This window comes from Pseudomonas kurunegalensis (assembly GCF_030291635.1).
GTDB lineage: Bacteria > Pseudomonadota > Gammaproteobacteria > Pseudomonadales > Pseudomonadaceae > Aquipseudomonas > Aquipseudomonas monteilii.
On sequence record NZ_CP127871.1, the window covers coordinates 1,977,720 to 2,003,817 of the forward strand.

25 protein-coding genes are annotated in these 26,098 nt (G+C 64.1%); 16 read left to right on the plus strand and 9 right to left on the minus strand.

What is annotated here, in order from left to right:
• Position 1 precedes the first annotated feature (1 nt).
• The 5 genes from QQ992_RS08920 (at position 2) to QQ992_RS08940 (ending at position 6,509) form a co-directional block, all read left to right on the plus strand.
• Positions 2-1,159, plus strand: a complete 1,158-nt coding sequence (locus QQ992_RS08920; RefSeq protein ID WP_286113071.1) for a glutathionylspermidine synthase family protein — start codon at positions 2-4, stop codon at positions 1,157-1,159.
• A 235-nt stretch (positions 1,160-1,394) separates the two neighbouring features.
• Entirely contained in the window at positions 1,395-1,877 is a 483-nt protein-coding gene (locus QQ992_RS08925) for a formate dehydrogenase subunit gamma (protein ID WP_286113073.1), read from the plus strand.
• Complete coding sequence (locus QQ992_RS08930; protein ID WP_119370725.1) at positions 1,871-3,430, plus strand: formate dehydrogenase beta subunit; 1,560 nt, start codon at positions 1,871-1,873, stop codon at positions 3,428-3,430. The genes QQ992_RS08925 and QQ992_RS08930 overlap by 7 nt, the downstream gene beginning before the upstream one ends.
• The gene (gene fdhF / locus QQ992_RS08935) at positions 3,427-6,309 is read left to right on the plus strand and encodes a formate dehydrogenase subunit alpha (RefSeq protein WP_286113075.1); all 2,883 of its coding nucleotides are present in this window, start codon (positions 3,427-3,429) and stop codon (positions 6,307-6,309) included. The genes QQ992_RS08930 and fdhF overlap by 4 nt, the downstream gene beginning before the upstream one ends.
• Positions 6,306-6,509, plus strand: coding sequence for a formate dehydrogenase subunit delta (locus QQ992_RS08940; protein ID WP_286113077.1), 204 nt, complete (start codon positions 6,306-6,308; stop codon positions 6,507-6,509). Before fdhF ends, QQ992_RS08940 begins: the two co-directional genes overlap by 4 nt.
• Positions 6,510-6,788: 279 nt before the next feature.
• Here the strand turns inward: QQ992_RS08940 and QQ992_RS08945 are convergent, their stop codons facing one another.
• Complete coding sequence (locus QQ992_RS08945) at positions 6,789-7,652, minus strand: universal stress protein (RefSeq protein ID WP_286113079.1); 864 nt, start codon at positions 7,650-7,652, stop codon at positions 6,789-6,791.
• Positions 7,653-7,809: 157 nt separating this feature from the next.
• Between QQ992_RS08945 and QQ992_RS08950 the strand changes: the two genes are divergently transcribed.
• A complete protein-coding gene (locus QQ992_RS08950) occupies positions 7,810-8,427 on the plus strand; it encodes a MiaE family protein (protein WP_016714954.1) in 618 nt (205 codons plus the stop codon).
• A 22-nt stretch (positions 8,428-8,449) separates the two neighbouring features.
• Here the strand turns inward: QQ992_RS08950 and QQ992_RS08955 are convergent, their stop codons facing one another.
• Positions 8,450-8,770 (minus strand): ElaB/YgaM/YqjD family protein, encoded by a 321-nt coding sequence (locus QQ992_RS08955; RefSeq protein ID WP_016714955.1) that lies wholly within the window; start codon positions 8,768-8,770, stop codon positions 8,450-8,452.
• Positions 8,771-8,899: 129 nt separating this feature from the next.
• Between QQ992_RS08955 and QQ992_RS08960 the strand changes: the two genes are divergently transcribed.
• On the plus strand, positions 8,900-9,163 hold the full coding sequence (locus tag QQ992_RS08960; protein WP_060500481.1) for a hypothetical protein: 264 nt from the start codon (positions 8,900-8,902) through the stop codon (positions 9,161-9,163).
• A 15-nt stretch (positions 9,164-9,178) separates the two neighbouring features.
• Here QQ992_RS08960 and QQ992_RS08965 read toward each other — a convergent pair whose 3' ends face one another.
• A complete protein-coding gene (locus tag QQ992_RS08965; RefSeq protein ID WP_286113083.1) occupies positions 9,179-9,661 on the minus strand; it encodes an LEA/WHy family protein in 483 nt (160 codons plus the stop codon).
• A 134-nt stretch (positions 9,662-9,795) separates the two neighbouring features.
• On the opposite strand from QQ992_RS08965, the gene QQ992_RS08970 reads away from it, so the two are divergent.
• Positions 9,796-10,920 (plus strand): sigma-70 family RNA polymerase sigma factor, encoded by a 1,125-nt coding sequence (locus QQ992_RS08970; protein ID WP_286113085.1) that lies wholly within the window; start codon positions 9,796-9,798, stop codon positions 10,918-10,920.
• A gap of 165 nt (positions 10,921-11,085) precedes the next feature.
• Positions 11,086-13,512 (plus strand): TonB-dependent receptor, encoded by a 2,427-nt coding sequence (locus QQ992_RS08975; RefSeq protein WP_286113914.1) that lies wholly within the window; start codon positions 11,086-11,088, stop codon positions 13,510-13,512.
• Between the two features lie 39 nt (positions 13,513-13,551).
• On the opposite strand, the gene QQ992_RS08980 is transcribed toward QQ992_RS08975, so the two are convergent.
• The gene (locus QQ992_RS08980; RefSeq protein ID WP_286113087.1) at positions 13,552-14,442 is read right to left on the minus strand and encodes a LysR family transcriptional regulator; all 891 of its coding nucleotides are present in this window, start codon (positions 14,440-14,442) and stop codon (positions 13,552-13,554) included.
• A gap of 102 nt (positions 14,443-14,544) precedes the next feature.
• Here QQ992_RS08980 and QQ992_RS08985 point away from each other — a divergent pair, with 102 nt between their 5' ends.
• From QQ992_RS08985 to zapE, 5 genes are all read left to right on the plus strand, one after another.
• A complete protein-coding gene (locus QQ992_RS08985; RefSeq protein ID WP_286113088.1) occupies positions 14,545-15,624 on the plus strand; it encodes a polyamine ABC transporter substrate-binding protein in 1,080 nt (359 codons plus the stop codon).
• Between the two features lie 25 nt (positions 15,625-15,649).
• On the plus strand, positions 15,650-16,615 hold the full coding sequence (gene speB / locus QQ992_RS08990; protein WP_286113090.1) for an agmatinase: 966 nt from the start codon (positions 15,650-15,652) through the stop codon (positions 16,613-16,615).
• Between the two features lie 234 nt (positions 16,616-16,849).
• The gene (locus QQ992_RS08995; protein WP_016714964.1) at positions 16,850-17,167 is read left to right on the plus strand and encodes a hypothetical protein; all 318 of its coding nucleotides are present in this window, start codon (positions 16,850-16,852) and stop codon (positions 17,165-17,167) included.
• 22 nt (positions 17,168-17,189) lie between these two features.
• On the plus strand, positions 17,190-18,335 hold the full coding sequence (locus QQ992_RS09000) for a PQQ-dependent sugar dehydrogenase (RefSeq protein WP_286113093.1): 1,146 nt from the start codon (positions 17,190-17,192) through the stop codon (positions 18,333-18,335).
• Between the two features lie 154 nt (positions 18,336-18,489).
• Positions 18,490-19,596, plus strand: coding sequence for a cell division protein ZapE (zapE, locus tag QQ992_RS09005; RefSeq protein WP_286113095.1), 1,107 nt, complete (start codon positions 18,490-18,492; stop codon positions 19,594-19,596).
• 44 nt (positions 19,597-19,640) lie between these two features.
• Here the strand turns inward: zapE and QQ992_RS09010 are convergent, their stop codons facing one another.
• The 3 genes from QQ992_RS09010 to trhP all read right to left on the minus strand — a co-directional run bounded on the left by QQ992_RS09010 (position 19,641) and on the right by trhP (position 21,918).
• Entirely contained in the window at positions 19,641-20,078 is a 438-nt protein-coding gene (locus QQ992_RS09010) for a YqaA family protein (RefSeq protein ID WP_286113096.1), read from the minus strand.
• Complete coding sequence (locus tag QQ992_RS09015; protein WP_105945158.1) at positions 20,078-20,506, minus strand: DUF411 domain-containing protein; 429 nt, start codon at positions 20,504-20,506, stop codon at positions 20,078-20,080. Before QQ992_RS09015 ends, QQ992_RS09010 begins: the two co-directional genes overlap by 1 nt.
• 77 nt (positions 20,507-20,583) lie before the next feature.
• The gene (gene trhP, locus QQ992_RS09020) at positions 20,584-21,918 is read right to left on the minus strand and encodes a prephenate-dependent tRNA uridine(34) hydroxylase TrhP (RefSeq protein WP_060500503.1); all 1,335 of its coding nucleotides are present in this window, start codon (positions 21,916-21,918) and stop codon (positions 20,584-20,586) included.
• A gap of 133 nt (positions 21,919-22,051) precedes the next feature.
• Between trhP and QQ992_RS09025 the strand changes: the two genes are divergently transcribed.
• Complete coding sequence (locus QQ992_RS09025) at positions 22,052-23,116, plus strand: AI-2E family transporter (protein ID WP_198753061.1); 1,065 nt, start codon at positions 22,052-22,054, stop codon at positions 23,114-23,116.
• Positions 23,117-23,148: 32 nt separating this feature from the next.
• Here the strand turns inward: QQ992_RS09025 and phnX are convergent, their stop codons facing one another.
• Both phnX and QQ992_RS09035 read right to left on the minus strand, forming a co-directional pair.
• Positions 23,149-23,976 (minus strand): phosphonoacetaldehyde hydrolase, encoded by an 828-nt coding sequence (gene phnX / locus QQ992_RS09030; protein ID WP_286113099.1) that lies wholly within the window; start codon positions 23,974-23,976, stop codon positions 23,149-23,151.
• 35 nt (positions 23,977-24,011) lie between these two features.
• Entirely contained in the window at positions 24,012-25,118 is a 1,107-nt protein-coding gene (locus QQ992_RS09035) for a 2-aminoethylphosphonate--pyruvate transaminase (protein ID WP_105945155.1), read from the minus strand.
• A 112-nt stretch (positions 25,119-25,230) separates the two neighbouring features.
• Between QQ992_RS09035 and QQ992_RS09040 the strand changes: the two genes are divergently transcribed.
• A complete protein-coding gene (locus QQ992_RS09040; protein ID WP_119370707.1) occupies positions 25,231-26,097 on the plus strand; it encodes a LysR substrate-binding domain-containing protein in 867 nt (288 codons plus the stop codon).
• The last annotated feature ends 1 nt before the right edge of the window (position 26,098 follow it).

Consider the following 26,098-nt stretch of genomic DNA (forward strand, 5'->3'; position numbering starts at 1 on the left):
CATGCACAAGGTCGAGCTGGATGAACGCCCAGGCTGGCGTGCCACTGCCCTGCGCGAAGGGTTTGCCTTCCATACCATCGAGGGGGAGCGTTACTGGGACGAGCGCAGTTACTACCGGTTTTCCGAAACCCAGGTAGTGCGTGACCTGCAGGCCCCGACTGAAGAACTGCACGCCATGTGCCTGGACGCCGTTGAGCGTATCGTCAACAGCGAGGCACTGATGACGCGGCTGGCGATCCCGCCTGCGTTTTTCGACCTGGTGCGCCGTTCGTGGAAGGCGCGACAGCCGCACCTTTATGGGCGCTTCGATTTTAGCTACGACGGCCAAGGGCCGGCCAAGCTGATCGAGGCCAACTATGATACGCCCACCTCGCTGTACGAAACGGCAGCCTTCCAGTTGATCTGGCTGGAGGAGCAGATCGAACGGGGTGTGCTGCCGGGCCATGCCAGCCAGTTCAACACCCTGGCCGAAGACTTGGTGCAAGCGTTCATCGCGCTGCCGGGGCAGGGCACGTTCTATTTTTCCACCATCGCGGGTTCGGTGGAGGACCGTGGCACCACGGATTTCCTGCGCAAGATGGCCGGGCACGCCGGCATCCCTACCCGGCACATCGACCTGGAAGACATCGGCCTGGACGGCGACGGGCGTTTTGTCGACCTGGCCGGCAGGCCGATATCACGGTTGTTCAAGCTGCATGCCTGGGAGCACATATTCCGTGAGGAATTCGGCCGGGCCATCCCCGGCTGCAACACGCAGTTTATTGAGCCGCCGTGGAAGGCATTGATCTCCAACAAAGGCATCCTGCCGTTGCTGTGGGAGTGGCATGCCGGGCACCCCAACCTGTTGCCCGCGTTCGTGGATGACACCCCGGCTGGCCCGGTGCCCAGGGGCTGGGTGCGCAAGCCTTACTTTTCGCGAGAAGGGGCGAATGTCGATATCCATACTGCCGATGGCCGGCGGATATTCGAGGACGGCCCGTACAACGATGCGCCGTACATCCTCCAGGCCTTCGCACCGTTGCCCAGGTTTGCCGACAGCTACACCCTGATCGGTTCGTGGGTGGTGGGCGACCGCGCGGCGGGGATCGGCATTCGTGAGGATGACTCGCTGATTACCAAGGACAGCTCGCGGTTCTTGCCGCATGTCGTGCTTGGCTAAGCCATAACCGCAGGTCGGTTTCAGGACGTGCCTGGTCGTTCGCATGCATCCCTCTGGCGCCACAAGTGCCATGCTTGCAGGATGCCTTCGGACCAGTGCACGCAGATGCACGGCCGTCGGCAAGGAGGCCGCCAGACCGCGCAACCGTGACGTGGCCGGCGCGCCGCAGCAGAACACGCCGGACACCTGCCCCCACAATAATTCAGGCAGGGTCCGTGATGCCGAGGTCCGCTGTATGCCTGATGAATTGCTCCACCTGCCCGTTATCCAGCGCATTCTGGCCCGTGACAAGGCTACCCCAGGCGCGCTGTTGCCGATCCTGCATGCCATCCAGCACGACATCGGCTATATCCCCGATGTGGCTGTTCCCGAAATCGCCCATGCCCTGAACCTCAGCCTGGCCGAGGTGCGCGGGGTGATCAGCTTCTATCACGACTTCCGCACCACGCCACCTGCGCGCCACACCTTGCGCCTGTGCCGCGCCGAGTCGTGCCAGAGCCGTGGCGCCGAGGCCCTGGCCGCGCAATTGCGTGAACAGCTGGCACTGGACGACCATGGCACCAGCGCCGACGGCGCCATCAGCCTGCGCCCGGTGTACTGCCTGGGTGCCTGCGCCTGTTCGCCGGCGCTGGAGCTGGACGGCCAGGTGCATGCGCGGCTCACCCCTGAGCGCCTGCGCGCATTGGTCAACGGTTGCCGGGAGGACGCAGCATGCTGAAGCTCTATATCCCCTGCGACTCGGTGGCCCGTGCCGTGGGGGCCGACCAGGTGGCCGATGCCTTGCAACGCGAGGCCGAGCGTCGCCAGCTGCCGCTGGATATCCAGCGCACCAGTTCACGCGGGCTTTACTGGCTGGAGCCGCTGGTCGAGTGCGACAGCGCACAAGGGCGCTTGGGTTTTGGCCCGGTCACCCCGCAGGAGGTGCCTTCGCTGCTCGATGCCCTGGCTGGTGAACCCGGTGGCCACTCGCTGGCGCTGGGGCCGGTCGAAGACATCCCTTACCTGAAAACCCAGCAGCGCCTGCTGTTCGCCCGCGCCGGCATCACCCGCCCGTTGTCGCTGGACGACTACCGCGCCCAGGGTGGTTTCGCCGGCCTGGAAGCTGCCGCAGCATTGAACGGTGCCGAGGTGGTCGCTGCCGTGCTCGATTCCGGCCTGCGTGGCCGTGGCGGCGCGGCGTTTCCCGCTGGCATCAAGTGGCGCACCGTGCGTGACGCCGGGGCCGGGCAAAAGTATGTGGTGTGCAACGCCGACGAAGGCGACTCCGGTACCTTCGCCGACCGCATGCTGATGGAAGGCGACCCGTTCCTGTTGATTGAAGGCATGAGCATTGCCGGCCTCGCTGTGGGCGCCGACAAAGGCTACATCTACGTGCGTTCGGAATACCCCGATGCCATTCGCGTGCTTGACCAGGCCTTGGCCATCGCCCGCGATGCCGGCTATCTCGGCACTGACGTGGCCGGCAGCGGCCAGTCGTTCGACCTGGAAGTGCGGGTGGGCGCCGGCGCCTATATCTGCGGCGAAGAAACCGCGTTGCTCGAATCCATCGAAGGCAAGCGGGGCATCGTCCGCGCCAAGCCTCCACTGCCCGCGCTGCAAGGCTTGTTCGGCCTGCCGACGCTCGTACATAACGTGCTCACCTTGGCTTCGGTACCCATCATCCTGGCCAAGGGGGCGGCGTTTTACCGCAACTTCGGCATGGGCCGCTCGCTGGGCACCATGCCGTTCCAGCTGGCCGGTAATATCCGCCAGGGCGGTTTGGTGGAACGCGCATTCGGCCTGACCCTTCGTGAACTGGTCGAAGGCTATGGCGGCGGCACCGCCAGTGGCCGACCGCTGAAAGCTGCGCAGGTCGGTGGCCCGCTCGGCGCCTGGGTACCGCCTAGCCACTTCGACACCCCGCTGGACTATGAAGCCTTCGCCGCCATGGGCGCGATGCTTGGCCATGGCGGTGTAGTGGTGGCCGACGACACCCTGAACATGGCCAGCATGGCGCGCTTTGCCCTGCAGTTCTGCGCTGAAGAGTCTTGCGGCAAATGCACCCCGTGCCGCATCGGCTCTACCCGTGGCATGGAAGTGGTCGACCGCCTGATAGCAACGACTGACTTCACCGAACGCCACGACCAGGCCCTGTTGCTGCGCGACCTGTGCGACACGATGCAGTACGGCTCGCTGTGTGCCATGGGCGGCATGACCGCCTACCCGGTGGCCAGCGCCCTCAAGTACTTCCCCGCCGATTTCGGGCTGACCACCACGGAGGCCGCGCAGTGATCAATTTCTTCGACCCCGCTTCGGATAAAAGCAGCGACCTCGGCACCCCGGCCCGTGACAGCGACGTGCAGGTCAGCCTGAGCATCGATGGCCGTGCCATCAGCGTGCCCGCCGGCACTTCCGTCATGCGCGCTGCCGCCATGCTTGGTACCAGCATCCCCAAGCTCTGCGCCACCGACAGCCTTGAAGCCTTCGGCTCGTGCCGCATGTGCATGGTGGAAATCGAAGGCATGCGCGGCTACCCGGCGTCCTGCACCACGCCCGTCAGCGAAGGCATGGTGGTACGCACCGAAACCCCACGCCTGGCTGGCCTGCGGCGCAACGTGATGGAGCTGTACATCTCCGACCACCCGCTGGACTGCCTGACCTGTTCGGCCAACGGCAACTGCGAGCTGCAGACCGTGGCTGGCCAGGTGGGCTTGCGCGAGGTGCGCTACGGCTACGACGGCGCCAACCACCTGGCCGAAAAAAAGGACGTTTCCAACCCGTATTTCGACTACGAGCCCAGCAAGTGCATTGTCTGCAGCCGCTGCGTGCGCGCCTGCGAGGACATCCAGGGTACCTTCGCCCTGACCATTACCGGGCGCGGTTTCGAGTCGCGGGTGGCGGCGGCGGGCGGTGACAACTTCCTGGCCTCCGAGTGCGTCTCCTGCGGCGCCTGCGTGCAGGCCTGCCCGACTGCAACCCTGACGGAAAAAAGCCTGGTGCAGCTTGGTCAACCTGAGCGTTCGGTCATCACCACCTGCGCCTACTGCGGTGTCGGTTGTTCGTTCCGCGCCGAAATGAAAGGCGACCAACTGGTGCGCATGGTCCCGGACAAGAACGGCGGCGCCAACCATGGCCACGCCTGCGTCAAAGGCCGTTTCGCCTGGGGGTACGCCACCCACCCGGACCGTATTACCAAGCCGATGATCCGCAAGCGCCTGGAAGACCCGTGGCAGGAAGTGAGCTGGGACGAGGCAGTGACGTATGCTGCCAGCGAGTTCCGCCGCATCCAGCTCAAGTACGGGCGTGACTCGATTGGCGGTATCACCTCCAGCCGCTGCACCAACGAAGAAGCCTATCTGGTGCAAAAGCTGGTACGCACGGCGTTCGGCAACAACAACGTCGATACCTGCGCGCGGGTGTGCCATTCACCCACCGGCTATGGCCTGAAGCAGACCCTGGGTGAATCGGCCGGCACACAAAGCTTCGATTCGGTGATGCAGGCCGACGTGGTGCTGGTGATAGGTGCCAACCCCACCGATGCCCACCCGGTGTTCGGCTCGCAGCTCAAGCGCCGCCTGCGCCAGGGCGCGCGGCTGATCGTGATCGACCCACGGCGCATCGACCTGGTCGACTCGCCCCATGCCCGCGCCGAGCTGCACCTGCAACTGCGCCCAGGCACCAACGTGGCCATGCTCAACGCCCTGGCTCATGTGATCGTCACTGAGGGCCTGCTGGCCCAGCGCTTCATCGACGCGCGCTGCGAAACAGAAGACTTTGCCCGTTGGCGTGACTTCGTCAGCCTGGCAGACAACGCCCCTGAAGTGCTCGGCCCGGTCTGCGGCGTGCCCGCCGAGCAGATCCGTGCCGCTGCCCGGTTGTATGCCACAGGCGGCAACGCGGCAATCTACTACGGCCTGGGCGTGACCGAGCACAGCCAGGGCAGCACTGCGGTGATGGGCATCGCCAACCTGGCCATGGCCACCGGCAACATCGGCCGTGAAGGAGTAGGGGTGAACCCGCTGCGCGGGCAGAACAACGTGCAGGGCTCGTGCGACATGGGCTCTTTCCCCCATGAACTGCCGGGCTACCGGCACATTTCCAACGAAGGCGTGCGTGCCGAATTCGAGCGCGCCTGGGGCGTGACGTTGCAGCCCGACCCTGGCCTGCGCATTCCCAACATGTTCGAAGCCGCGCTGGACGGCAGCTTCAAAGCGTTGTACTGCCAAGGTGAGGACATCGCCCAGAGCGACCCCAACACCCAGCATGTCACGGCGGCCTTGCACGCCATGGAGTGCGTGGTGGTGCAGGATATTTTCCTCAACGAAACGGCCAAGTTTGCCCATGTGTTCCTGCCAGGCAGCTCGTTCCTGGAAAAGGACGGCACCTTCACCAATGCCGAACGGCGCATTTCGCGGGTGCGCAAGGTGATGGAGCCGTTGGCAGGCAAGGCGGACTGGGAAGCGACCGTGGCCTTGGCCAACGCCTTGGGCTACCCGATGAACTACCGTCACCCGTCCGAGATCATGGACGAGATCGCCCGCCTGACGCCGACCTTCCGCCGCGTCAGCTATGCCGAAATCGACCGCCACGGCAGCTTGCAGTGGCCGTGCAACGACGCCGCACCCGACGGCACGCCGACCATGCACATCGACCAGTTCGTGCGGGGCAAGGGGCGCTTCATGCTTACCGGTTACGTGCCCACCGACGAGAAGGTCAATACCCGCTACCCGCTGTTGTTGACCACCGGGCGTATCCTTAGCCAGTACAACGTCGGCGCCCAGACCCGGCGTACCGGCAACGTGGCCTGGCATGACGCCGACCGCCTGGAAATTCACCCGACCGATGCCGAAAGCCGTGGCATCCAGGACGGTGACTGGGTGGGCATCGGCAGCCGCGCCGGGCAGACCGTGCTGCGTGCCAAGGTCAGCGCGCGGGTCGCACCGGGCGTGGTGTACACCACCTTCCACTTCCCCGAGTCGGGGGCCAACGTGATTACCACCGACAACTCCGACTGGGCAACCAACTGTCCGGAATACAAGGTAACGGCGGTGGAAGTGGTGAAAGTGTTCCAGCCGTCGCAGTGGCAGAAGCGCTATCAGGACTTCAGTGACGAACAGCGGCGTTTGCTGAAGGAGCGCCGCACAGAGGAGAAAGCCGAGGTGCGCCGATGAGCAGCGACAACCTGGTCAAGATGGCCAACCAGATTGCCCATTACTTCGACAGCGAGCCGGACCGGGCCTTGGCGGTACAAGGGGTGCGGCAGCATTTGCAGAGCTTCTGGACGCCGGCGATGCGCCGGCAACTGGCGGAGTGGATCGAGGCCAATGCGGGGGAGGGGCTGGACTCCAAGGTGCGGGAGGCGTTGGCCTAGCGCATGCCTTGAGTTTTGCGACGCCTGTGAGATCGAGCGCCGCCCGCGCGGCGCATCGCGAGCAAGCTCGCTCCTACATTTGTTTCGGGCCAGTTACGCCTGTTGCAGGCGCGCGCGACCGTCTGGTTCGTACGACGCAAAATTGAGCCATCCGCCAAAGCGGTCGCGCGTTGATCTCACAGGAATAATTGGCCCGAAACAAATGTAGGAGCGAGCTTGCTCGCGATGCGCCGCGCGGGCGGCGCTCGATCTCACAGGCGCCGCAGCATTTAAGCCATACTAACCGCGGGCCAACTCGGCTTGGTGGGCGATGGCTTCCTCGCTTTTCAGCACCAACACATCCCCCTCAAGCGCATCCAGCACCACCTCCGAAGTATTTCCAATCAACGCCCCGGTAATCCCCGTGCGGCACACTGTGCCCATCACCGTCACCACCGCCCCCAGCTTCTGCTCGGTATGCGGGATCAGCACGTCCGCCGGTCCTTCAGCTACATGCAAACGCTCTTCGCTAATGTCGTACTCGGCCTGGAACGCTTTGCACGCCTCGCGGTAACGCTTTTCGATGGTTTCGCTCAACTGGTACGCCGGGTCCGACGCCGACAGCATCGGTGACGGATGGGCGCTGATGACATGCAGTTCACCCTTGGCCAGTTTGGCAATCTCGAAGCCATGGTCAATGATGCTGGCATGCAGGCGGCGGTGATCCTCGTCCTGGTTGCCCACGTCCACCGCCGCCAGGATCACGCCACCCGTCCAGGGCCGCTCACTCTTCACCATCAGCACCGCACACGGGCACTGGCGCAGCAGCTTCCAGTCGCTGGGGGTGAGCAGGGCTTTTTTCAGCGGGTTGTCCGGGCGGTGTTCCTTGATCACCAGCTCGCAACCCTCGGCCTGCTGCACGTAGATGATGGTGTCGTGCAGGTTGCCGCGCCAGGCCTCTTCATGGGTGACATTGTCGTAGCCGTCATCGTGCAGCTGACTACTTAACAGGCTCAGCAGCGCATGGTGGTCATGCCGTTTGTCGCACATCAGCAGGTGCAGGCGTGCGCCGGTCACGCCGGCAATCAGCTTGGCCCGGGTCAGCGCCCGGCTGTGGGCGTGCTCGGGGTCGAGGACGACGAGGATGCTGCGGACGGCTTGCATGGGCGTTAGCTCCCTTCAAAGGTGGCGACCAATGCCTGACTATAGACGGCGCGCCCCCCGCTGGCGCTTGATGTACATCAAGAAGCATAGTCACTGACGCCGCCCGCCGCCGCCGCTATAATCGCCGGCCCTGCCTGTTCTGTGTGGTTGCACGCTTATGTCCCTGATCCCCGAAATCGACGCCTTTCTTGGCTGCCCGACGCCAGATGCCTGGATCGAAGCGGCGCTGGCCGACCAGGAAACCCTGTTGATCGACCACAAGAACTGCGAATTCAAGGCCGCCAGCACGGCCTTGAGCCTGATGGCCAAGTACAACACCCACCTCGACCTGATCAACATGATGTCGCGCCTGGCCCGTGAAGAGCTGGTGCACCATGAACAGGTGCTGCGGCTGATGAAGCGCCGTGGCGTGCCACTGCGCCCGGTGTCGGCGGGGCGCTATGCGTCGGGGCTGCGCCGCCTGGTGCGCGCCCACGAGCCGGTCAAGCTGGTGGATACGCTGGTGGTGGGGGCATTTATCGAAGCACGCAGCTGTGAGCGCTTTGCCGCGCTGGTGCCGCACTTGGATGAGGAGCTGGGCCGCTTCTATCACGGCCTGCTGAAGAGCGAAGCACGCCATTACCAAGGCTACCTGAAACTGGCGCACAACTACGGTGATGAGGCAGACATCGCCCGCCGTGTGGAGCTGGTGCGTGCCGCTGAAGTCGAGCTGATCCAGTCACCGGACCAGGAACTGCGCTTCCACAGCGGCATCCCGCAAGCGCTGGCCGCCTGATTCGCATCAGGCAGCCCAACCGTCAGTTGCGCCGGCCCAGCAGCAGGCCCACCACCAGGCCAAGGCCTGCGGAAATGGCCACGGTCTGCCACGGATGGCCACCAATGTAGTCCTGGGTGGCGTCCACCACCGGTTGCGCCTTGCTGCGCATATTGCTGGCCGCCTGGCGGGCCTGGCGCAGCTTGAGGTTGACCTGCGCGCGTAACGTTTCGGCTTCTTCGCCCACCAGGGCGGCGCTGTCGTTCAGCAGTTTTTCCGATTCTTCGATCAGCGATTGCAGTTCGCTGAATACCTGGTCCTTGATCTGATCGCTGTCTGCCAGTGCGGCGTTTTTCCGGGCCATGAACTCGTCCTCGTCGATGGGGTGGTTTGAACAATGGATGCCGCCGCGTCGGGAAAGTTGCGCCGGCTTACCGATGTTGCGTTGCCTGGGTGTAAGATAGCGGCCATTTTCAAACCTGCAGGTACCTTCATGAGTTTCAATCTGGCCAACATGAGCTTCGAGGAACGGGCGCAGATCGAGGCAGAGAAGGCGCGGTTGTTCGAGCTGTGGCAGAACAACCTGGGCAAGGCCAAGGGCGAAGCGGCCCGGCTGATTGCCGAAAAACCGCGTCGCAAGGGCAAGTGGGCCGAATGGGTACGCGCCGAGCTGGACGGCATGACGCCCCCCGAATACGCCAGCATGGTGCGCAGCGAAGTCAACAAGCTGATGGCCGCCGCCAGCGCCAGCCGCTGAACACCCCCCAGGTGCTTACCAGTAGGCGCCCTTGGGCAGGTCCAGCTTGCCCTCGTCGGTAAAGCGCACAGTCCCCAGCAGCCCACCGGCCAGCTTGCCGCGCAGCTTGTAGGGTAGGCCCTGCAGCGAGTCCACCTTGCCCAGCCCATAGGCCTGGCGCAGGAAGGAAAATGCCGTGATGCTGACCGGCACCACGATCACCGCTTCGTCATAACGGCCAATGTGCCCCTGCTGGTCGCTGACCCCGGCGGCCAGCGGCTGGCCGTTCACTTCCAGGTTCAGGGCAATGCCGTTGTAGTCGATGGGCGATTCGTTGGGGTTTTGCACCCGCATTTTCACGGCCATGCGCAGCTCCAGTTCCTGACCGGGCAGCGGTTCGATGCCGATCACGCTGATGGTGACCGGGTCACGTGGCTGGAACAGTGCGCAAGCGTTCAGGCCATAGGCCATCAGTAGCACGAGCATTAACCGGGTAAAGCGGTACAGGCGGGCAGTCATGAGGGCGACCTTGCCAGAGTGAGCGAAGTGTCAGTGTGGCAAATGCAAGTGGGCGTTGAAAGTGCCCCACGGGATGAAAGATACTGTTTCTCATTAACGCCCGATAACTCCTCCTACTGGCTGTTCCCAAACCCATGCTGACGTCACCCGTGTCGGGGCTGCTGGCGAGTTTCCAGGAGCACTACGACGACCTGCTGCAGTTTCTGACCCGGCGCATGAGCGACCGCCAGCGCGCCGCCGACGTGGCCCAGGAAACCTACCTGAAGCTGGTCAAGATCGATGAGCAAGCGCTGCCGGTGCTGCATGCGCGCAGCTTCATCTTTCGCGTGGCCGGCAACCTGGCAATCGATGCCTTGCGCCGCGAACAGCGCCTGGCGGCCAGCCATGACGACTGTGACGGGGCAGCGGAACTGGCCTGCCCGGCGCCAGCACCCGAGGCGATGTTGCTGGCCCGGGAGCGCTTGCAAATCCTTGACGATGCGCTGCTGAAACTGCCCGACAATGCCCGCCAGGCGTTGTTGCTGAACCGCGTCGAAGGCCTGACCCAGGCGCAGATTGCACAGCGGCTGGGGGTTTCCGAGAGCATGGTGGCCAAGTACATCGGCCAGGCCCTGCGCCATTGCCGCGACTGGCTCAAACAGGCGGGTGTGGCGGCCTCCGTGGTGCTGCTGGTCGCCGCTATGGCTGCTTGGCAACAGGCGCCGATGCTGCTGGCGGATTACCACACCGCAGTGGGCGAGCGGCAGGTGGTCACCCTGGCAGATGGCACGCGGGTGACATTGAACAGCGCCAGTGCACTGAGCGTGGTGTTCAACGAGCACGAACGCCGGGTGGTGCTGGATGCCGGTGAGGCCCTGTTCGAGACCACTGATGAGGCGCGGCCGTTTGTGGTCGAGACGGCGGGTGAGCGTGTGCAGGGTGGTGCAGCCACGTTCAGCGTGCGTCGCGATGGCCGTGTGGTGCTGGCGCGTGGTGAGGCCAAGGTTGGCGAACGTCCATTGGTGGTAGCGGCCGATGCCGGAACGCAGATGGCCTGGCAGCGCGGCAAGCTGATCTTCAACGGCAAGCCGCTGGGGCAGGTGCTGGCGGAACTTGAACGATACCGGCATGGGCGGATTGTGCTGTCCGATAGCAAGCTGGCAGCGATGGAGGTGAGCGGGGTGTTTGACCTTGACGAGCCTGAGGCGCTGTTGCGCACGCTGGAGCAACGGTATGGCCTGAAGGTGACCTACCTGCCGTGGTTGGCCGTGGTTCATTGATCCGGCAGTGCCGGCCTCTTCGCGGGCTTGCCCGCGAAGAGGCCAGTACAGGAAAAATAATTTCCATTTGCCACTGCAAGTTCCTGCAAGCCAGATCGTCGTAGTGGGACTGATCAGCAACCCATTCTCATTTACGACTTGTCAGGAAGCTCATTCGTGCCTCTGATGCTCAAGCCCCTGCACCGCCGTCGCGGTTCACTTCACCATGCCCTGATGTCCTGCAGCGCCCTGGCCATGCTGGCCGGCCCGCTGTCGGCATGGGCGTCGACCGCTGCCGACCAGGCCCAGGTCCAGGCCCGCCAGGTTCAGCTCGACCTGCCAGCCCAGCCGCTGGACCAGGCCCTGACTGCCTTCGCCGACCAGGCCGGCCTGCACCTGCTGTACACCACCGGCGATGTTGCAGGCCTGGCCAGCCCTGCGTTGCACGGCAGCTACAACGTCGAGCAGGCCCTGCAGCAGTTGCTGGCCGGCAGCGGCATGGGCTGGCAGTTCAGCGATGCCCGCACGGTCACCCTGCGCAAGGCCGAGGCTGCGCCGCAGGCGGTCAACCTCAAGCCGATCGAAGTCAGCGTGGCCTCGCGTACCAGCACTGCAATCAGCGAAATCCCCGGCACGGTCTGGGTGGTCGACCAGCAGCAATTGCGCGAACAGATCGACAGCGGCGTCAGCCTGAAGGAAGCCATCGGCAAGCTGGTACCCGGCCTCGACCTGGCGCCGGAAGGGCGCACCAACTACGGCCAGAACATGCGAGGGCGCAACGTGCTGGTGATGATCGACGGGGTCAGCCAGAACAGCTCGCGCGGCCTGTCGCGCCAGTTCGACAGCATTTCGCCGTTCAACGTCGAGCGTGTCGAAGTATTATCCGGTGCCAGCGCCATCTACGGCGGCGGTGCCACCGGCGGCATCATCAACATTGTCACCAAGAAGGGCGAGCCCGGCCCGGCGCGCTTTGAAACACAGCTGGGTGCCAGCAGCGGTTTCAACAACAGCGATGACCTGGCCACCCGCTTCGCCCAGTCGATCAGCGGCGGCAACGAGCGGGTCAATGCCCGCCTGGGTATCTCCGGTGAGCAGAACGAAGCCTTCTACGACGGTGCTGGCGACCAGATTTTCATCGACAACACCCAGACCGACCTGCAGTACAACCGCACCATCGATGTGCTCGGTACCTTGGGCCTGCAATTGAACGACCAGCAGAGCCTCGACCTGCTGGCCCAGTACTACGACTCGGGCAACCACGGCAGCACGGGTATCTACTTCCCCAACCTCAACTACAACGCACCGTCCGACCTGGAAGATGCCGAACTGCGCAGCGGCTACTCGTCCGGCCTGGAGCCGCGTACCCGGCGCCTGCTGCTCAACGCCAACTACCACCACACCGATGTGCTGGGCCAGGACTTCTACCTGCAGGCCTCGTACCGCAAGGAAGACGACAACTTCTACCCGTTCCCGTACTACAACCGCGCCACGCCCACCGGGTCGCGCGGGGTGTACTTCGCCGCCTCGCAGCAAAACTTCGAGGTCACCAGCCTCAAAGGGCTGTTCGCCAAGCAGTGGGACACGCTGAAACTGACCTACGGCGTCGACCTGGACCGTGAGCGTTTCAACGCCGAGCAGACCACGTTCAATGCCCTGACTTCGTCCGAGTCGGGCGGCCTGGAACTGGAAAAGGACAGCAAGGCCCCGCGCTATCCCAGCTACCGCGTCGATGGTGTGTCGGTGTACGCCCAGCTCGACTGGCATGCCACCGACAACCTGACCTTCTCCGGCGGCGCCCGCCGCCAGCAGATGGACGTGGACGTCAGCGACTTCAAGGGCGTGCCGGGCGGCAGCAACGATTACCAGGTCAACCTGTTCAACGTCGGTGCCATTTACGACTTCAAGAACGGCCATCAGGTGTGGACCAACTACGGCGAAGGCTTCGACCTGCCGGACCCGGCCAAGTACTACGGCAAGCCAGGCCTGAGTGTGGCCGACAACCCGCTGGCCGGCATCAAGAGCCGCCAGGTGGAGCTGGGCTGGCGCTATGCCGACCTGGACTGGGATGCCCAGGCGGCGCTGTACTACATCTGGTCGGACAAGATCATCAACGTCGATTCGCAAACGCTGACCATCAACGTGGAAGAGCAGAAGAGCCGCGACTTCGGCTTTGAAGGTGCGCTGACCCGGCATTTCCAGACCGGCTGGGAGGCAGGCGGTACCTTGCACCTGACCCGCTCCGAGGAAGAGGCTGCCGACGGTGGCTGGATCAAGCGTGATGCCCGTTATGCCTCGTTGTCCAAGGCCACTGCATTTGTCGGCTGGAAGGGCGATGGCCGCAGTGCGCGGCTGCAGGCCAACCATGCCTTCAGCCTGAAGGACGATGCCGACCACGAGATCGACGGCTACACCACCTTTGACCTGCTGGGCAGCCAGGACACCGGCTTCGGCACCTTCAGCGCCGGCATCCAGAACCTGCTGGACAAGCAGTACAGCACGGTCTGGGGGCAGCGTGCGACGTTGTTCTATTCGCCGACTTATGGGCCGGCGTACCTGTATGACTATCAAGGGCGTGGGCGTACCTACACCTTGACCTGGAGCATGGCTTACTGAGTGATGTTGCCTGAACCAGCCGCTCCCACAGCGGCCGGTTCAGGCAAACGCTGCCAGCAAATCCTGCGCAAACGCCTGTTGGGCCTCACCCTCCGCCTGTGCCCGGTGCCGAGCCAAGGTAAACGGCACCACAAAATCCAGCCCCGGGTCCAGCGCCCACAACAACCCTTCGGCTTCCCACCCCAGCGCACAATGGCGTGGCAGATAGCCAATATGCCGCCCCGACAAAATGAACGTCAGCACGCTCTCGATCTGCTCCGCCACGGCCATGCTGCGCCGGCTCTGAAACGGCTCGCCGCCTTTGAGAAACCGGTACGGGTGGCAGACCTGATCCATGTCCAGCAGCCGCTCATGTTCAACGTCCTTTACACCAAACAGCTCATGCTGCTTCCCGCAATAAAGCCGCTGCCGCTCCTCGAACAGCGGCTGGTAGTCAAAGGCCGCCTGGTTGCCAGAGAAGTAGCTGATGGCATAGTCCAGCCGCTGTTCCAGCAACAGGCGTTCCAGCTCCGCTGGCGGTGCACTGATCAGTTCCAGTTGTACCGCTTCTTCACGCGTGCGAAATGCCGAAATGGCGGCGGCCAGCTTCAGGCTCACCGCCTTGTCCTGGTTCTCCGCCATGCCGATGCGCACGGTCCCCAGCAACCGCCCGGCAACCCCATTAGCCTGCTGGCGAAACTGCTCGATGTTCAGCAGCAGCCCGCGCGCCGCCTCCAATAGCAACGTGCCTTTCTCCGTAAGGTGAAAGCCCCCCTTGCCCCGGCTGCACAGGCGATAACCCAGGCGTGCTTCCAGCTGTGCCATGCGCTGGCTGATGGTGGGCTGGCTCAGGCCCAGCACGCCTTGTGCGGCGCTGAAGCCGCCGGCCTCGACTACAGTGACGAACAGCCGCAGCAGGTGCAGGTCGGGGTCGTGCACTTGTCCGAGCATTACATTGCTCCTGTTGAATGTCAGCTTTGCAAACTTGCCATTCCTGCAATGTAACCCGGCTGGCATGCTCGCGGCATCCACCCATTTGCCGAGGTGTCCGCCATGCGTCGATCGTTGTGCCTGTTGTCCCTGGTTCTGGCCTTGCCGCTGCAAGCCGAAGAAAAGGTCGTCAATCTCTATAGCTGGGCCGACTACGTTGCCCCGCAAACCCTCAAGCGCTTCGAGCAGGAAACCGGCTACAAGGTGCGCTACGACACCTTCGACACCACCGAAGTACTGGAAACCAAGCTGCTGACCGGTGGCAGTGGCTACGACGTGGTGGTGCCATCGTCGACCGTACTGGCCCGGGCGCTGAAGGCCAACGCCCTGCAACCGCTCGACCCCCAGGCCATGCCCGGCTACAGCAACCTCGACAAGGACCTGCTGGCCAAGCTTGCCGAGGCCGACCCCGGGAACCGCCATGCTGTGCCGTACACCTGGGGCACCTTGGGCCTGGGTGTGAACGTGGAAGCGGTGCGCCAGCGCCTGGGTGATGTGCCGCTGGACAGCCTCGACCTGCTGTTCAAGCCCGAATACGCCAGCCGCCTGAAGGATTGCGGCATTGCCATGCCCGATTCGCCGCAGGAGGTGATTGGCGTGGCCCTCAACTACCTGGGCAAGGACCCGTACAGCCAGAACAAGGATGATCTGGCGGCTGCGCAGCGTCTGCTGAGCCAACTGCAACCCTCAATCAGCTACGTCGCCAATGGCCGGCAGATCAGCGACCTGGCCAATGGCAGCGTGTGCCTGGCGCTGACCTACAACGGCGATGCGGCGATGGCCGCCGACCAGGCCCGTCGTGCCGGCAAGCCGTTCGAGCTGATTTACCGTATCCCCCGCGAAGGCACGCTGGTGTGGCAGGACAACCTGGTCATCCCCAAGGACGCCCCGCACCCCGAGGCAGCGCGTGCGTTCATCGCCTTCATGCTCAAGCCAGAGTCGGTGGCTGCGCTGACCAACACGCTGTTCTTTGCCAACGCCAACCAGGCGGCCACGCCGCTGGTGGATGAAGCCGTGCGCAACGACCCCGACATCTACCCGCCGGCCGAAGTGCGCCAGCGGCTGTTCGCCGACCGCAGCATGGCGTTGTCCGACCTGCGCCAGCGTAACCGCCTGTGGACGGCCTTCCGCACCCGGCAATAACCCATAACAACCCAGGAGCCCGACCGTGGACCAAGCCGCAAGCAATGACCAGGCGATGACCCGCGACAGCCTGTACGGCACTGCCGCAGAAAGTACCTACGCCGGCATTACCAGTTTCTCCCGCCGCCGCTACAGCCGCGACCTGCGTGGTGTGGATGTGGTCGTCAGCGGTGTGCCGTTCGATACCGCCACCAGCAACCGCCCTAGCGCACGCTTTGGCCCGCGAGCGATCCGCGCCGCCTCGGTGCAGCAGGCCTGGGCCCGGCACTGGCCGTGGGCGTTCGACCCGTTCGACCACCTGGCAGTGATCGACTACGGCGACTGCGCCTTCGACAGTGGCACGCCGCAGTCGGTGCCGGACAGCATCGAGGCCCATGCCGAGCTCATCCTGCAGGCGGGTTGCGCCATGCTCACCTTGGGCGGTGACCACTTCATCAGCTACCCGCTGCTCAAGGCTCACGCTCGCCGCCATGGCCCGCTGGCGCTGATTCATTTCGATGCCCACAGCGATACCTGGCCGGACGAGGAGGGCAAGCGAATCGACCATGGCACCATGTTCTGGCATGCCGCCCGTGAAGGCCTGGTAGACCCAGGCAGCTCGGTGCAGATCGGCCTGCGCACCACCAACGACGACAGCCAGGGCTTTGCCATCCTGGATGCCCGGCAGGTACACCGCCAGGGCACCGAGGCGATCATTGCGGCGATTCGTCAGCGGGTGGGCGACCGGCCGGTGTACCTCACGTTCGATATCGACTGCCTCGACCCGGCTTATGCGCCTGGCACAGGTACGCCAGTGTGTGGCGGGCTGAGCACGGTGCAGGCGCTGGAGATTCTGGGCGGGCTGCGCGGCATCAACCTGGTGGGCATGGACCTAGTGGAGGTGGCGCCGGCCTATGACCATGCCGACATCACCGCATTGGCCGGGGCGACGTTGGCGATGGAGATGCTGTGCTTGTATGCGGCGCGGCACAAGGTAGACAAAGGCCAGTAATCGGGGGCCGCTTTGCGGCCCTTTCGCGACACAAGGCCGCTCCCGCATCGCTCGGTGCATGCAGGGCCTTTGTGGCAGCGGCCTTGCGTCGCGAAAGGGCTGCATGGCAGCCCCAAGGTCCATACTGAAACATCAGGAATCAACTCCACCCGCATTCACACTTTTGCCGCGAACCCCTCGCGCCTTAGGCTATCAAAATCCCCAGGCGCGGCATTTTCGTACAGGAGGTGAAGCATGAACCCGTCATTGCCCATCCTGGCGCTTGGCCTGGCCTTGTGCCTGCCTGCGCACGCTGCTCCGCAGCCACCGTTGCAGCTCGCTGCCGGTAACAACAACCCCTACAACAGCCCGATCCAGCGCGCCAACCCCAACAGCCGCCAAGGCAGCATGCCCGCCACGCCGCCCGTGCGTGGCCCGTCCACCGACCCGTACCAACGCACGCCCAGCCTGGACAACCGGGGCATTGGCAATGGCGACAACCTGCGCCGCCAGCAGCAAACCCCGAACCTGGAACCCACCCGGCCACCGCGCGACAGCACGCGTGCGCCATAAGCCCCTACGAAAGGAATCCTGCATGCCCAGAGCAACCTGGCTGGTCACCGTGACCGCCGCCGCACTCATGCCCCTGTTGGCACAGGCGGCGGCCGAGCAACAGTTTCGCAGTGAAGAAGGCACCTTGACAGTCAGTACCCTGGCCGACGGCCTGCGCAACCCTTGGGCATTGGCATTTTTGCCGGGCGGCAAGGACATGCTGGTGACCGAGCGTGCCGGCAATTTGCGGCTGGTCAACGCCGAAGGCAAGGTCGGCCCGCCCATCAGCGGTGTGCCCAAGGTCTGGGCCGAGGGGCAGGGTGGCCTGCTGGATGTGGTGCTGTCGCCCGCATTCGACAAGGATCGCACCGTGTACCTGTCCTTCGCCGAAGAGGGCAGTGACGGTAAGGCCGGCACCGCGGTCGGCCGTGGCCAGCTGTCCGAAGACCGGGCCCGGCTGGAAAACTTCAGCGTGATCTTCCGCCAGCAGCCCAAGCTGTCGGTGGGTAATCACTTCGGCTCGCGCCTGGTCTTCGACCGCAACGGCTACCTGTTCATCGCCCTGGGCGAGAACAACCAGCGCCCCACTGCCCAGGACCTGGACAAGCTGCAGGGCAAGATCGTGCGCATCCTTCCCGATGGTGAAGTGCCCAAGGACAACCCCTTTGTAGGCAAGGACAACGTGCGACCGGAAATCTGGTCGTTCGGCCACCGCAACCAGCAAGGCGCCGCGCTCAACCCATGGACCGGCAAGCTGTGGACCCACGAGCACGGCCCGCGAGGTGGCGACGAAATCAACATCCCCGAGCCCGGCAAGAACTACGGCTGGCCGATTGCGACCCACGGCATCAACTACTCGTTGCTGCCGATCCCCGAGGCCAAGGGCAAGCATGTGGACGGCATGGTCGACCCACACCATGTGTGGGAGAAGTCGCCTGGCATCAGCGGCATGGCGTTCTACGACAGCCCGACGTTCAAGGCCTGGGACCACAACCTGTTCATTGGTGCGCTGGCATCCCAGGAGCTGATTCGCTTGCAGCTGGACGGCGACAAGGTGGTGCATGAAGAGCGCCTGCTGGGGGACCTGAAGGCCCGAATCCGCGATGTGCGGGTGGGGCCGGATGGCTACGTGTATGTGCTGACCGATGACAAGGATGGCGCGTTGCTGAAGGTAGGCCTGGCCAACTGACGCGATCCCTGTAGGAGCGGCCTTGTGTCGCGAAAGGGGGGCGAAGCGCCCCCAGATTATGTGCATCACGCCGATATCGCCGGGGCCGCTTTGCGACCCTTTCGCGACACAAGGCCGCTCCTACACGGATAGCGTTAGCCGTGTAGAATTCGTTATGGCCATAGATCCCCAATCCCTCTACCAGCAAGCCCTGACCACTCAGGGCTATGTCGCAGACCCTGCACAGGCCCGTGCCGTCGATGCCTTGCAAGCCTGTTTCCAGGCAGTCGAACACAGCCGCTCTACCCAGGGCATCTACCTTTGGGGCCCGGTTGGCCGTGGCAAGACCTGGCTGATGGACCAGTTCCACCGCTGTCTGCGCATCCCCAGCCGGCGCCAGCACTTCCACCACTTCATGGGCTGGGTGCATCAGCGCCTGTTCCAGCTCAACGGCACTGCCGACCCGCTGCTGGCGTTGGCCCGGGAGCTGGCCGGGCAGATCCGCGTGCTCTGCTTCGACGAACTGTTCGTCAACGACATCGGTGATGCGATCATCCTCGGCCGCCTGTTTCAGGTGCTGTTCGACCAGGGCGTGGTGATCGTCGCCACCTCCAACCAGCCACCCGAGCAGCTTTACCGCGACGGCTTCAACCGCGAGCGGTTCCTGCCGGCCATCGCCGCTATCCAGCGGCATATGCAGGTACTGCCAGTGGCGGGCGAACAGGACCACCGCCTGCACCCTGGTGCAGCGCGGCAGCGCTATTGGGTGGCCGAGGTGGGGCAGACCAGCCAGTTGGCCGAGGTGTTCCGCCAGCTTAGCCCGGATGACGCCGGCACTGATCAGCCCTTGGTTATTGGCTCCAGGCACATTCAAGTCGTGCGGCGCAGCGAGCAGGTGATCTGGTGCAGTTTCACCGACCTGTGTGAGCAACCGCTGGCAGCCATGGAGTTCATGGCCCTGTGCGATCGTTATCCCGCCGTCCTGGTGTCGGGCATTCCTGCGCTGGGTGGCGAGCAGCGGGCCGGGCGCATTGCCCGTGGCACTGAAGATGCTGCTGCACGGGTGGTGGCCGGTGATCGCGAGCTGCCGGCACTGTCGCCCAAGGACGACGCCGTGCGCCGCTTCATTGCCCTGGTCGACGAGTGCTACGACCGCCGGGTGGCGTTGTACCTGGAGGCGCAGGTGCCGCTTGAAGCGTTGTATACGCAGGGGTATCTGGCGTTTCCCTACCAACGAACCCTCAGCCGCCTGCAGGAGATGCAACTGCAGCGCTTTGGTTGAATGGTACAAGGGCCGCAAAGCGGCCCCACCTCACGGGTTCAGTGTTAGCCGGCGTGAAACCAGCCCAGGGTAATCATCGCCAGCACCGCATAGCGGCCAGCCTTGGCCAGGGTGACCAGCAGCAGAAAGCGCCAGAACGGCTCGCGCATGATCCCGGCGATCAGCGTCAGCGGGTCACCGATCACTGGCATCCAGCTGAGCAACAGCGACCACTGGCCCCAGCGCTGGTAGCGCTGCTGCGCACGCGCCAGCTGGGCAGCGCTGAACGGGAACCAGCGCTTGTCGCGCAGGTGCTCGATGGCCCGGCCCAACAGCCAGTTCACCACCGAGCCCAGCACGTTGCCCAAGGTGGCCACCAGCAGCAGGGTCGCCCAGGCCTCGGGCTGGCGCAGCAACAGGCCGACCAGCACGGCCTCCGATTGCAGCGGCAGCAGGGTGGCGGCGCCAAAGGCGCTGAGAAACAGCGCCCACAGGCTGAGCATCAGTAGGTGGCGACCACGGTGTCCTGGCCATCCTGGGTCACGCCGATAACCTGGTAGGCGTCCTTGTGGTCACCCATTTCCATGCCTGGCGAACCCATGGGCATGCCCGGTACGGCCAGGCCCTTGAGGTCATTGCGTTTGGCCAGCAGGCGTACCTGCTCGGCCGGTACGTGGCCTTCGACGAACTTGCCGTCGATCACCCCCGTGTGGCACGACGCCAGGCGCGGTGCCACGCCCAGGCGTTGCTTCACCGCGCTCATGTTCGGCTCGACGTGGTCATTGACGGTGAAACCGTTGTCACGCAGGTGGCTGATCCAGGCCTTGCAGCAGCCGCAGTTGGGGTCACGGTAGACATCGATGGTCTCGGCGGCCTGGGCCAGGCCGGTGATGGCCAGCAGCCCCAGGGTCAGCAGGTGTTTGCGCAGCATGGTAAAGCACTCCTTCCAGCATTGGTTCAGCAGCATAGCGTAAGCGGCTGGCCGCTGAGTTGCACGTTACAGTACTGTCAGCTTGCTGCCTCGTCGGCACCGAGGTCGCGCATCAGCAGGGCATGCTCGAGCGCGACCTGCTCCGGAATGGGCAGGTACACCACATGGCCATCTCCCGGCGCCACCTCGATGGCCTGCTGCTGGCGGTTGCACAGGCGGTGCAGGTCGAAGTGGTAGTTGCCGCGCGGGGTCATCAGCTCCAGGTGGTCGCCCACGGCGAAGCGGTTCTTCACCTTGACCTCGGCCAGGCCATCGACACGCACGCCGGTCAGCTCGCCAACGAACTGCTGGCGCTCCGAGACCGAATTACCTCGCTGGTAGTTCTGGTACTCATCGTGTACGTGGCGGCGCAGGAACCCTTCGGTATAGCCCCGTTGCGCAAGGGACTCCAGGTTACCCATCAAGGTGCGGTCGAACGGCCGCCCGGCCACCGCGTCGTCGATGGCCTGGCGATACGACTGCACCGCGCGGGCACAGTAGAAGTGCGACTTGGTGCGCCCTTCGATTTTCAGCGAATGCACGCCCATGGTGGCCAGGCGCTCGACGTGCTGGATGGCACGCAGGTCCTTGGCGTTCATGATGTAGGTGCCGTGTTCATCCTCGAAGGCGGGCATTTCAGTGCCGGGGCGGTTGCTTTCCTGCAGCAGGAACACCTGCTCGGTCGGGGCGCCCAGGCCAAGGGTGGGCTGCACTTCGCGCACGATGTCGCCGGTGGCGTTCTCGGTGGCCGGCGTGGCGTCGTACTTCCAGCGGCAGGCGTTGGTGCAGGTGCCCTGGTTGGCGTCACGCTTGTTGAGGTAGCCCGACAGCAGGCAACGGCCGGAGTAGGCCATGCACAGGGCGCCGTGGACGAACACCTCCAACTCCATGCCCGGCACCTGCTGGCGGATTTCCTCGATTTCTTCGAGCGACAGCTCGCGTGACAGGATGACCCGGCTCAGGCCCAGTTGCTGCCAGAACTGCACGCTGGCCCAGTTGACCGTATTGGCCTGCACCGACAGGTGCACCGGCATCTGCGGGAAGTGCTGGCGCACCAGCATGATCAGGCCGGGGTCGGACATGATCAGCGCATCCGGCGCCATGTCGATCACGGGCGCCAGGTCTTTGAGGAAGGTCTTGAGCTTGGCGTTGTGCGGGGCAATGTTGACCACCACGTAGAAACGCTTGCCCAGTGCATGGGCTTCCTGGATGCCCAGCGCCAGGTTGGCATGGTCGAACTCATTGTTACGCACCCGCAAGCTGTAGCGCGGCTGGCCTGCATAGACCGCGTCGGCACCGTAGGCAAAGGCATAGCGCATGGTCTTGAGGGTGCCGGCGGGGGCCAGCAGTTCGGGCTTGGCGGTCGGGTTCATGTGCGCACCGGGGCAAAAGGCGCGGATGCTATAGCCGGCGGAAAATACACGTATTGATTTACATCAAGGGAGTGGTGGCACTTTTACCCAAGCGGCGCGCACTAATATCCCAGAAGCCATTCGAGGACCTGCGATGAACGAAGCTGCGCTACAGAACAAAGCCCTGGCCGTACTTTTGGCGCTGGTGACCATCGCCTTTTTCTGGATATTGCTGCCGTACTACGGTGCGATCTTCTGGGCGGTGATACTGGGCATTCTGTTTGCCCCGCTGCAGCGGCACCTGCTGATCCGCTTTGGGCGCAGGCGCAACCTGGCCGCTGCCACCACGACGCTGGTGTGCCTGCTGGTGGCGATCCTGCCGGTGATCATCACCAGTGCGCTGTTGGTGCAGGAGGGGGCCACGCTGTACCAGCGTATCGAAAGCGGGCAACTGGACATCGCCGGTTACGTCGAGCGCGGCAAGGACATGCTCCCGGCGTTCGCCCAGCATGGCCTGGACCAAATGGGCATGGGCAACCTCGACGGGTTGCGCGAAAAAATCACCAAGTGGGCAACCCAGGGTAGCCAGGTTTTGGCCAGCCAGGCGTTCAGCTTCGGTCAGGGTACGTTCGAGTTCGTGATCAGCTTTGGCATCATGATGTACCTGCTGTTCTTCTTCCTGAGAGAAGGCGCCGAGGTGGCCCGCCGTGTGCGCCTGGCCGTGCCACTGCCCGAACACCAGAAGCGCCGTTTGCAGCTGAAATTCAACCGGGTGGTGCGGGCAACGGTGAAAGGCAACGTGCTGGTGGCCATTACCCAAGGGGCGCTGGGCGGCTTCATCTTCTGGGTGCTGGATATCCCCAGTGCGTTGGTGTGGGCGGTGCTGATGGCGTTTCTGTCGCTGCTGCCGGCAGTGGGCGCTGGCATCGTCTGGGCGCCGGTGGCAGCGTATTTCCTGCTGACCGGGGCCATATTGCCGGGGGTGATCCTGACCGCATTCGGTGTGCTGGTGATCGGCCTGGTGGACAACCTGCTGCGGCCGATCCTGGTGGGCAAGGACACGCGCATGCCAGACTACCTGATTCTGGTGTCGACGCTGGGTGGGCTGGCAGTGTTCGGGCTCAACGGCTTCGTGATCGGGCCATTGATTGCGGCGCTGTTCGTGTCCAGCTGGGCAATCTTTGCCTCGACCAAACCGCAGGTGCAGTTGCCGCAATGAGGGGGGGCCGCAAAGCGGCCCCGGTCGCTGGCTCAGGAGGCCTGCGGCATCTCGCCCTTGGCCAGGCGCCGGTTGATGTCGGCAATCACTTCAGGCAGCTCGTTGATGGTGTCGATCAGGTAGTGCGGGCGGGAGCCTGCGAACAGTGCGTGGATGCGCGTGCGCTCGCTTTCCAGCTTCTCGGCGCTCAGTGCCCGGTAGCCTTCCCAGGTCAACCCCAGGGCATTGCCCGAGCACACCAGGGCCACGGTCCACATGCCGGCGCGGCGGCCTTCGAGAATGCCCGGCACGGTGTCGTCCACCTTCACGCAGGCTGCTACGTCGTCGATGCCTAGGGCAATCACGTTGGCCAAAGCCTGGGCTGGCCAAGGGCGCCCGTTCGGGGTTTCATCGGTGGCTACCACGTGGTCGGCCACGTAGCCATTCTGCGCGGCCAGCTCCACCACCTTGTCCATCACCACTTTCGGGTAACCCGAGCAGGAGCCGATCTTCAGGCCGTCCTGGCGCAGGCCGGTCAAGGTTTCCAGGGCGCCAGGGATCAGCGCCGAGTGCACGGCGATCTTCTCGATCTGCAGCGGCATGAAGCGGTTGTAGATGGCGGTGACATCATCGTCGGTGGGGGTGCGGCCGAACACCTTGCGGTAGCGCTCGGCAATTTCCGGTACATCGCACAGGGTGCGGATGTGGTCCCATTTGCCCATGCCCATCGGGCCTCGGGCTTCCTCGATGGTCACTTGCACGTCGAATTCGGCGAACGCCTCGACGAAGATCTGGGTCGGCGCGAAGGAGCCGAAGTCGACCACGGTGCCGGCCCAGTCGAGGATGGCGGCTTGCAGCTGGGTAGGGTTGCTGTAGTTCATGTGCGCTAATTCCTGAATTCGGGTGGGCAAAGGGGTCAGATGTCCAGCACTTCCATTTCCCGCAGCACTTGGGCCACGGCATTCACGGCGGCTTGCATGCCGTCTGCTCCGACCACGCCGATGCAACCGACGCGGAAGGTTTCGACCTGGGTCAGCTTGCCCGGGTAAAGGATGAAACCCTTGGCCTTGACCCGCTCGTAGAAGTCTTTGAACTGGTAGCGGGCATCGTTGGGTGCATGGAACGTGACAATGATCGGCGCCTGGATCTCGGCTGGCAGGAAGCTGCGCAGGCCGATGGCAGCCATGCCGTCGAGCAGGGTCTTGCAGTTGTCGGCGTAGCGCTGGTGGCGGGCCGGCAGGCCGCCTTCCTCATTGTATTGCTGCAGTGCTTCATGCAGGGCCGCGACCACGTGGGTGGGCGGTGTGAAGCGCCACTGGCCGGTCTTGGCCATGTAGGCGTGCTGGTCGTGAAGGTCCATGGCCAGCGAGTGGGCATTGCCTTCGGCGGCGGCTAGGGCTGCTTTTTCGGCGAAGACGAAGCCCATGCCGGGTACGCCTTCCAGGCACTTGCCGGAGGCGGCGATCAGTGCTTCGAAGGGGATTTCGCGGGCGTCGATTGGCAAGGCGCCGAACGAGCTCATGGCATCGATGATCAGGCGTTTGCCGTGGCGTTTGATGACCTGGGCGATCTCGGGCAGCGGGTTGAGGATGCCTGTGCTGGTTTCGCAGTGGATCAATGCCACATGGGTCACGGCCGGGTCGGCAGCCAGCAGGCGGTCGACATCAGCGGCGGTAGTTGGCTGGTCTTCGGCGGTTTCGAAGGTGCTGTACGTGCGGCCCAGCACTTTGCAGATTTTCGCCAGACGCTGGCCGTAAGCGCCGTTGATCAGCACCAGAACCTTGCCATCGCGTGGCACCAGGGTGCCGATGGCCGCTTCCACGGCGAAGGTGCCGCTGCCTTGCAGGGGCACGCAGTGGTGGCTGGCGCTGCCGTCGATGATCGCCAGCAGTTGCTCGCACACGCTGGCCGTCAGTTGGTTGAAATCGCGGTCCCAGGAGCCCCAGTCCACCAGCATGGCTTGGCGGGTGCGGATTGATGTGGTCAGGGGACCGGGGGTCAGCAGAATCGGGGCGTTGCTCATTCCGTTATTCCTCACAAGCGGTGGGCTGAAACTACGGGGCCTAGGTTGCAATTCACGCTGTCATCAATCAAATTGTTTGTTGTTATCTCAGCTATAAGTCAGGCCGATAGAAATGAACCTGTTCCAGCTCCGCGCCTTCGACGCCGTGGCCCGTGAGGGCAGCTTTACCCGTGCCGCCGAGCGGCTGTTCATCAGCCAGCCGGCCGTGACCGGGCACGTCAAGGCGCTGGAGGAGCACTACCAGATCACCCTGCTGCGGCGTACCGCACGGCGGGTGGAGTTGACCGAGGAGGGCACTCGCCTGGCTGCCATCACCCGCGCCATGTTCGGCCTGGCTGAAGAAGCACAGGCCATGCTTGAAGCCAACCGGCAGTTGCTGACCGGGCGCCTGGAGGTGGCAGCCGATGGCCCGCATCGGGTCATGCCCATGCTGGCGCAACTGCGCGAGCGCTACCCCGGCATCACGGTCAACTTGCGGCTGGGCAATGCCCAGGAAACGCTGGCTGCGCTGTTGTCCGAACACGCCGACGTGGCAGTGTTGACCGAGATCGAGCCGCGCAAGGGCCTGTATCTGCAGAACCTGTGCGAATCACGCTTGTGCGCCCTGTTACCCGCAGGGCATGCCTGGGCTGGCGGTGACGGCGACTTGCCCCTGGCCGAATTGCACCAGCAGATCATGGTGCTGCGCGAACCCAGCTCCACCACGCGGCGTACCTTCGACAAAGCCTGTATCGATTCGGGCGTGCAACCGCGTGTATTGCTGGAACTGGACAGCCGTGAGGCGGTAACGGAGGCGGTAGCCTCCCAGCTGGGTATTGGCGTTGTTTCATCCACCGAGGTGGCCAACGATCCACGGGTGGTCGCACGGCCGTTGGCCGGCGAGGGCCTGGTCAACCAGCACCTGATTGGCTGCCTGGAACGTCGTCGCGAACTGCGCCTGATCCAGGCATTTCTGCGCCTGGCAGCCGGGGGGCTGTGAT

Excerpts from the sequence above, each read along its gene's own strand:
- QQ992_RS08920 (WP_286113071.1), top strand. The coding sequence starts at position 2 with ATGCACAAGGTCGAGCTGGATGAACGCCCAGGCTGGCGTGCCACTGCC.
- QQ992_RS08925 (WP_286113073.1), top strand. The coding sequence starts at position 1,395 with ATGCCTGATGAATTGCTCCACCTGCCCGTTATCCAGCGCATTCTGGCC.
- QQ992_RS08930 (WP_119370725.1), top strand. The coding sequence starts at position 1,871 with ATGCTGAAGCTCTATATCCCCTGCGACTCGGTGGCCCGTGCCGTGGGG.
- QQ992_RS08940 (WP_286113077.1), top strand. The coding sequence starts at position 6,306 with ATGAGCAGCGACAACCTGGTCAAGATGGCCAACCAGATTGCCCATTAC.
- QQ992_RS08945 (WP_286113079.1), bottom strand. The coding sequence starts at position 7,652 with ATGCAAGCCGTCCGCAGCATCCTCGTCGTCCTCGACCCCGAGCACGCC.
- QQ992_RS08950 (WP_016714954.1), top strand. The coding sequence starts at position 7,810 with ATGTCCCTGATCCCCGAAATCGACGCCTTTCTTGGCTGCCCGACGCCA.
- QQ992_RS08955 (WP_016714955.1), bottom strand. The coding sequence starts at position 8,770 with ATGGCCCGGAAAAACGCCGCACTGGCAGACAGCGATCAGATCAAGGAC.
- QQ992_RS08960 (WP_060500481.1), top strand. The coding sequence starts at position 8,900 with ATGAGTTTCAATCTGGCCAACATGAGCTTCGAGGAACGGGCGCAGATC.
- QQ992_RS08965 (WP_286113083.1), bottom strand. The coding sequence starts at position 9,661 with ATGACTGCCCGCCTGTACCGCTTTACCCGGTTAATGCTCGTGCTACTG.
- QQ992_RS08970 (WP_286113085.1), top strand. The coding sequence starts at position 9,796 with ATGCTGACGTCACCCGTGTCGGGGCTGCTGGCGAGTTTCCAGGAGCAC.
- QQ992_RS08975 (WP_286113914.1), top strand. The coding sequence starts at position 11,086 with ATGCTCAAGCCCCTGCACCGCCGTCGCGGTTCACTTCACCATGCCCTG.
- QQ992_RS08980 (WP_286113087.1), bottom strand. The coding sequence starts at position 14,442 with ATGCTCGGACAAGTGCACGACCCCGACCTGCACCTGCTGCGGCTGTTC.
- QQ992_RS08985 (WP_286113088.1), top strand. The coding sequence starts at position 14,545 with ATGCGTCGATCGTTGTGCCTGTTGTCCCTGGTTCTGGCCTTGCCGCTG.
- QQ992_RS08995 (WP_016714964.1), top strand. The coding sequence starts at position 16,850 with ATGAACCCGTCATTGCCCATCCTGGCGCTTGGCCTGGCCTTGTGCCTG.
- QQ992_RS09000 (WP_286113093.1), top strand. The coding sequence starts at position 17,190 with ATGCCCAGAGCAACCTGGCTGGTCACCGTGACCGCCGCCGCACTCATG.
- zapE (WP_286113095.1), top strand. The coding sequence starts at position 18,490 with ATGGCCATAGATCCCCAATCCCTCTACCAGCAAGCCCTGACCACTCAG.
- QQ992_RS09010 (WP_286113096.1), bottom strand. The coding sequence starts at position 20,078 with ATGCTCAGCCTGTGGGCGCTGTTTCTCAGCGCCTTTGGCGCCGCCACC.
- QQ992_RS09015 (WP_105945158.1), bottom strand. The coding sequence starts at position 20,506 with ATGCTGCGCAAACACCTGCTGACCCTGGGGCTGCTGGCCATCACCGGC.
- trhP (WP_060500503.1), bottom strand. The coding sequence starts at position 21,918 with ATGAACCCGACCGCCAAGCCCGAACTGCTGGCCCCCGCCGGCACCCTC.
- QQ992_RS09025 (WP_198753061.1), top strand. The coding sequence starts at position 22,052 with ATGAACGAAGCTGCGCTACAGAACAAAGCCCTGGCCGTACTTTTGGCG.
- phnX (WP_286113099.1), bottom strand. The coding sequence starts at position 23,976 with ATGAACTACAGCAACCCTACCCAGCTGCAAGCCGCCATCCTCGACTGG.
- QQ992_RS09035 (WP_105945155.1), bottom strand. The coding sequence starts at position 25,118 with ATGAGCAACGCCCCGATTCTGCTGACCCCCGGTCCCCTGACCACATCA.
- QQ992_RS09040 (WP_119370707.1), top strand. The coding sequence starts at position 25,231 with ATGAACCTGTTCCAGCTCCGCGCCTTCGACGCCGTGGCCCGTGAGGGC.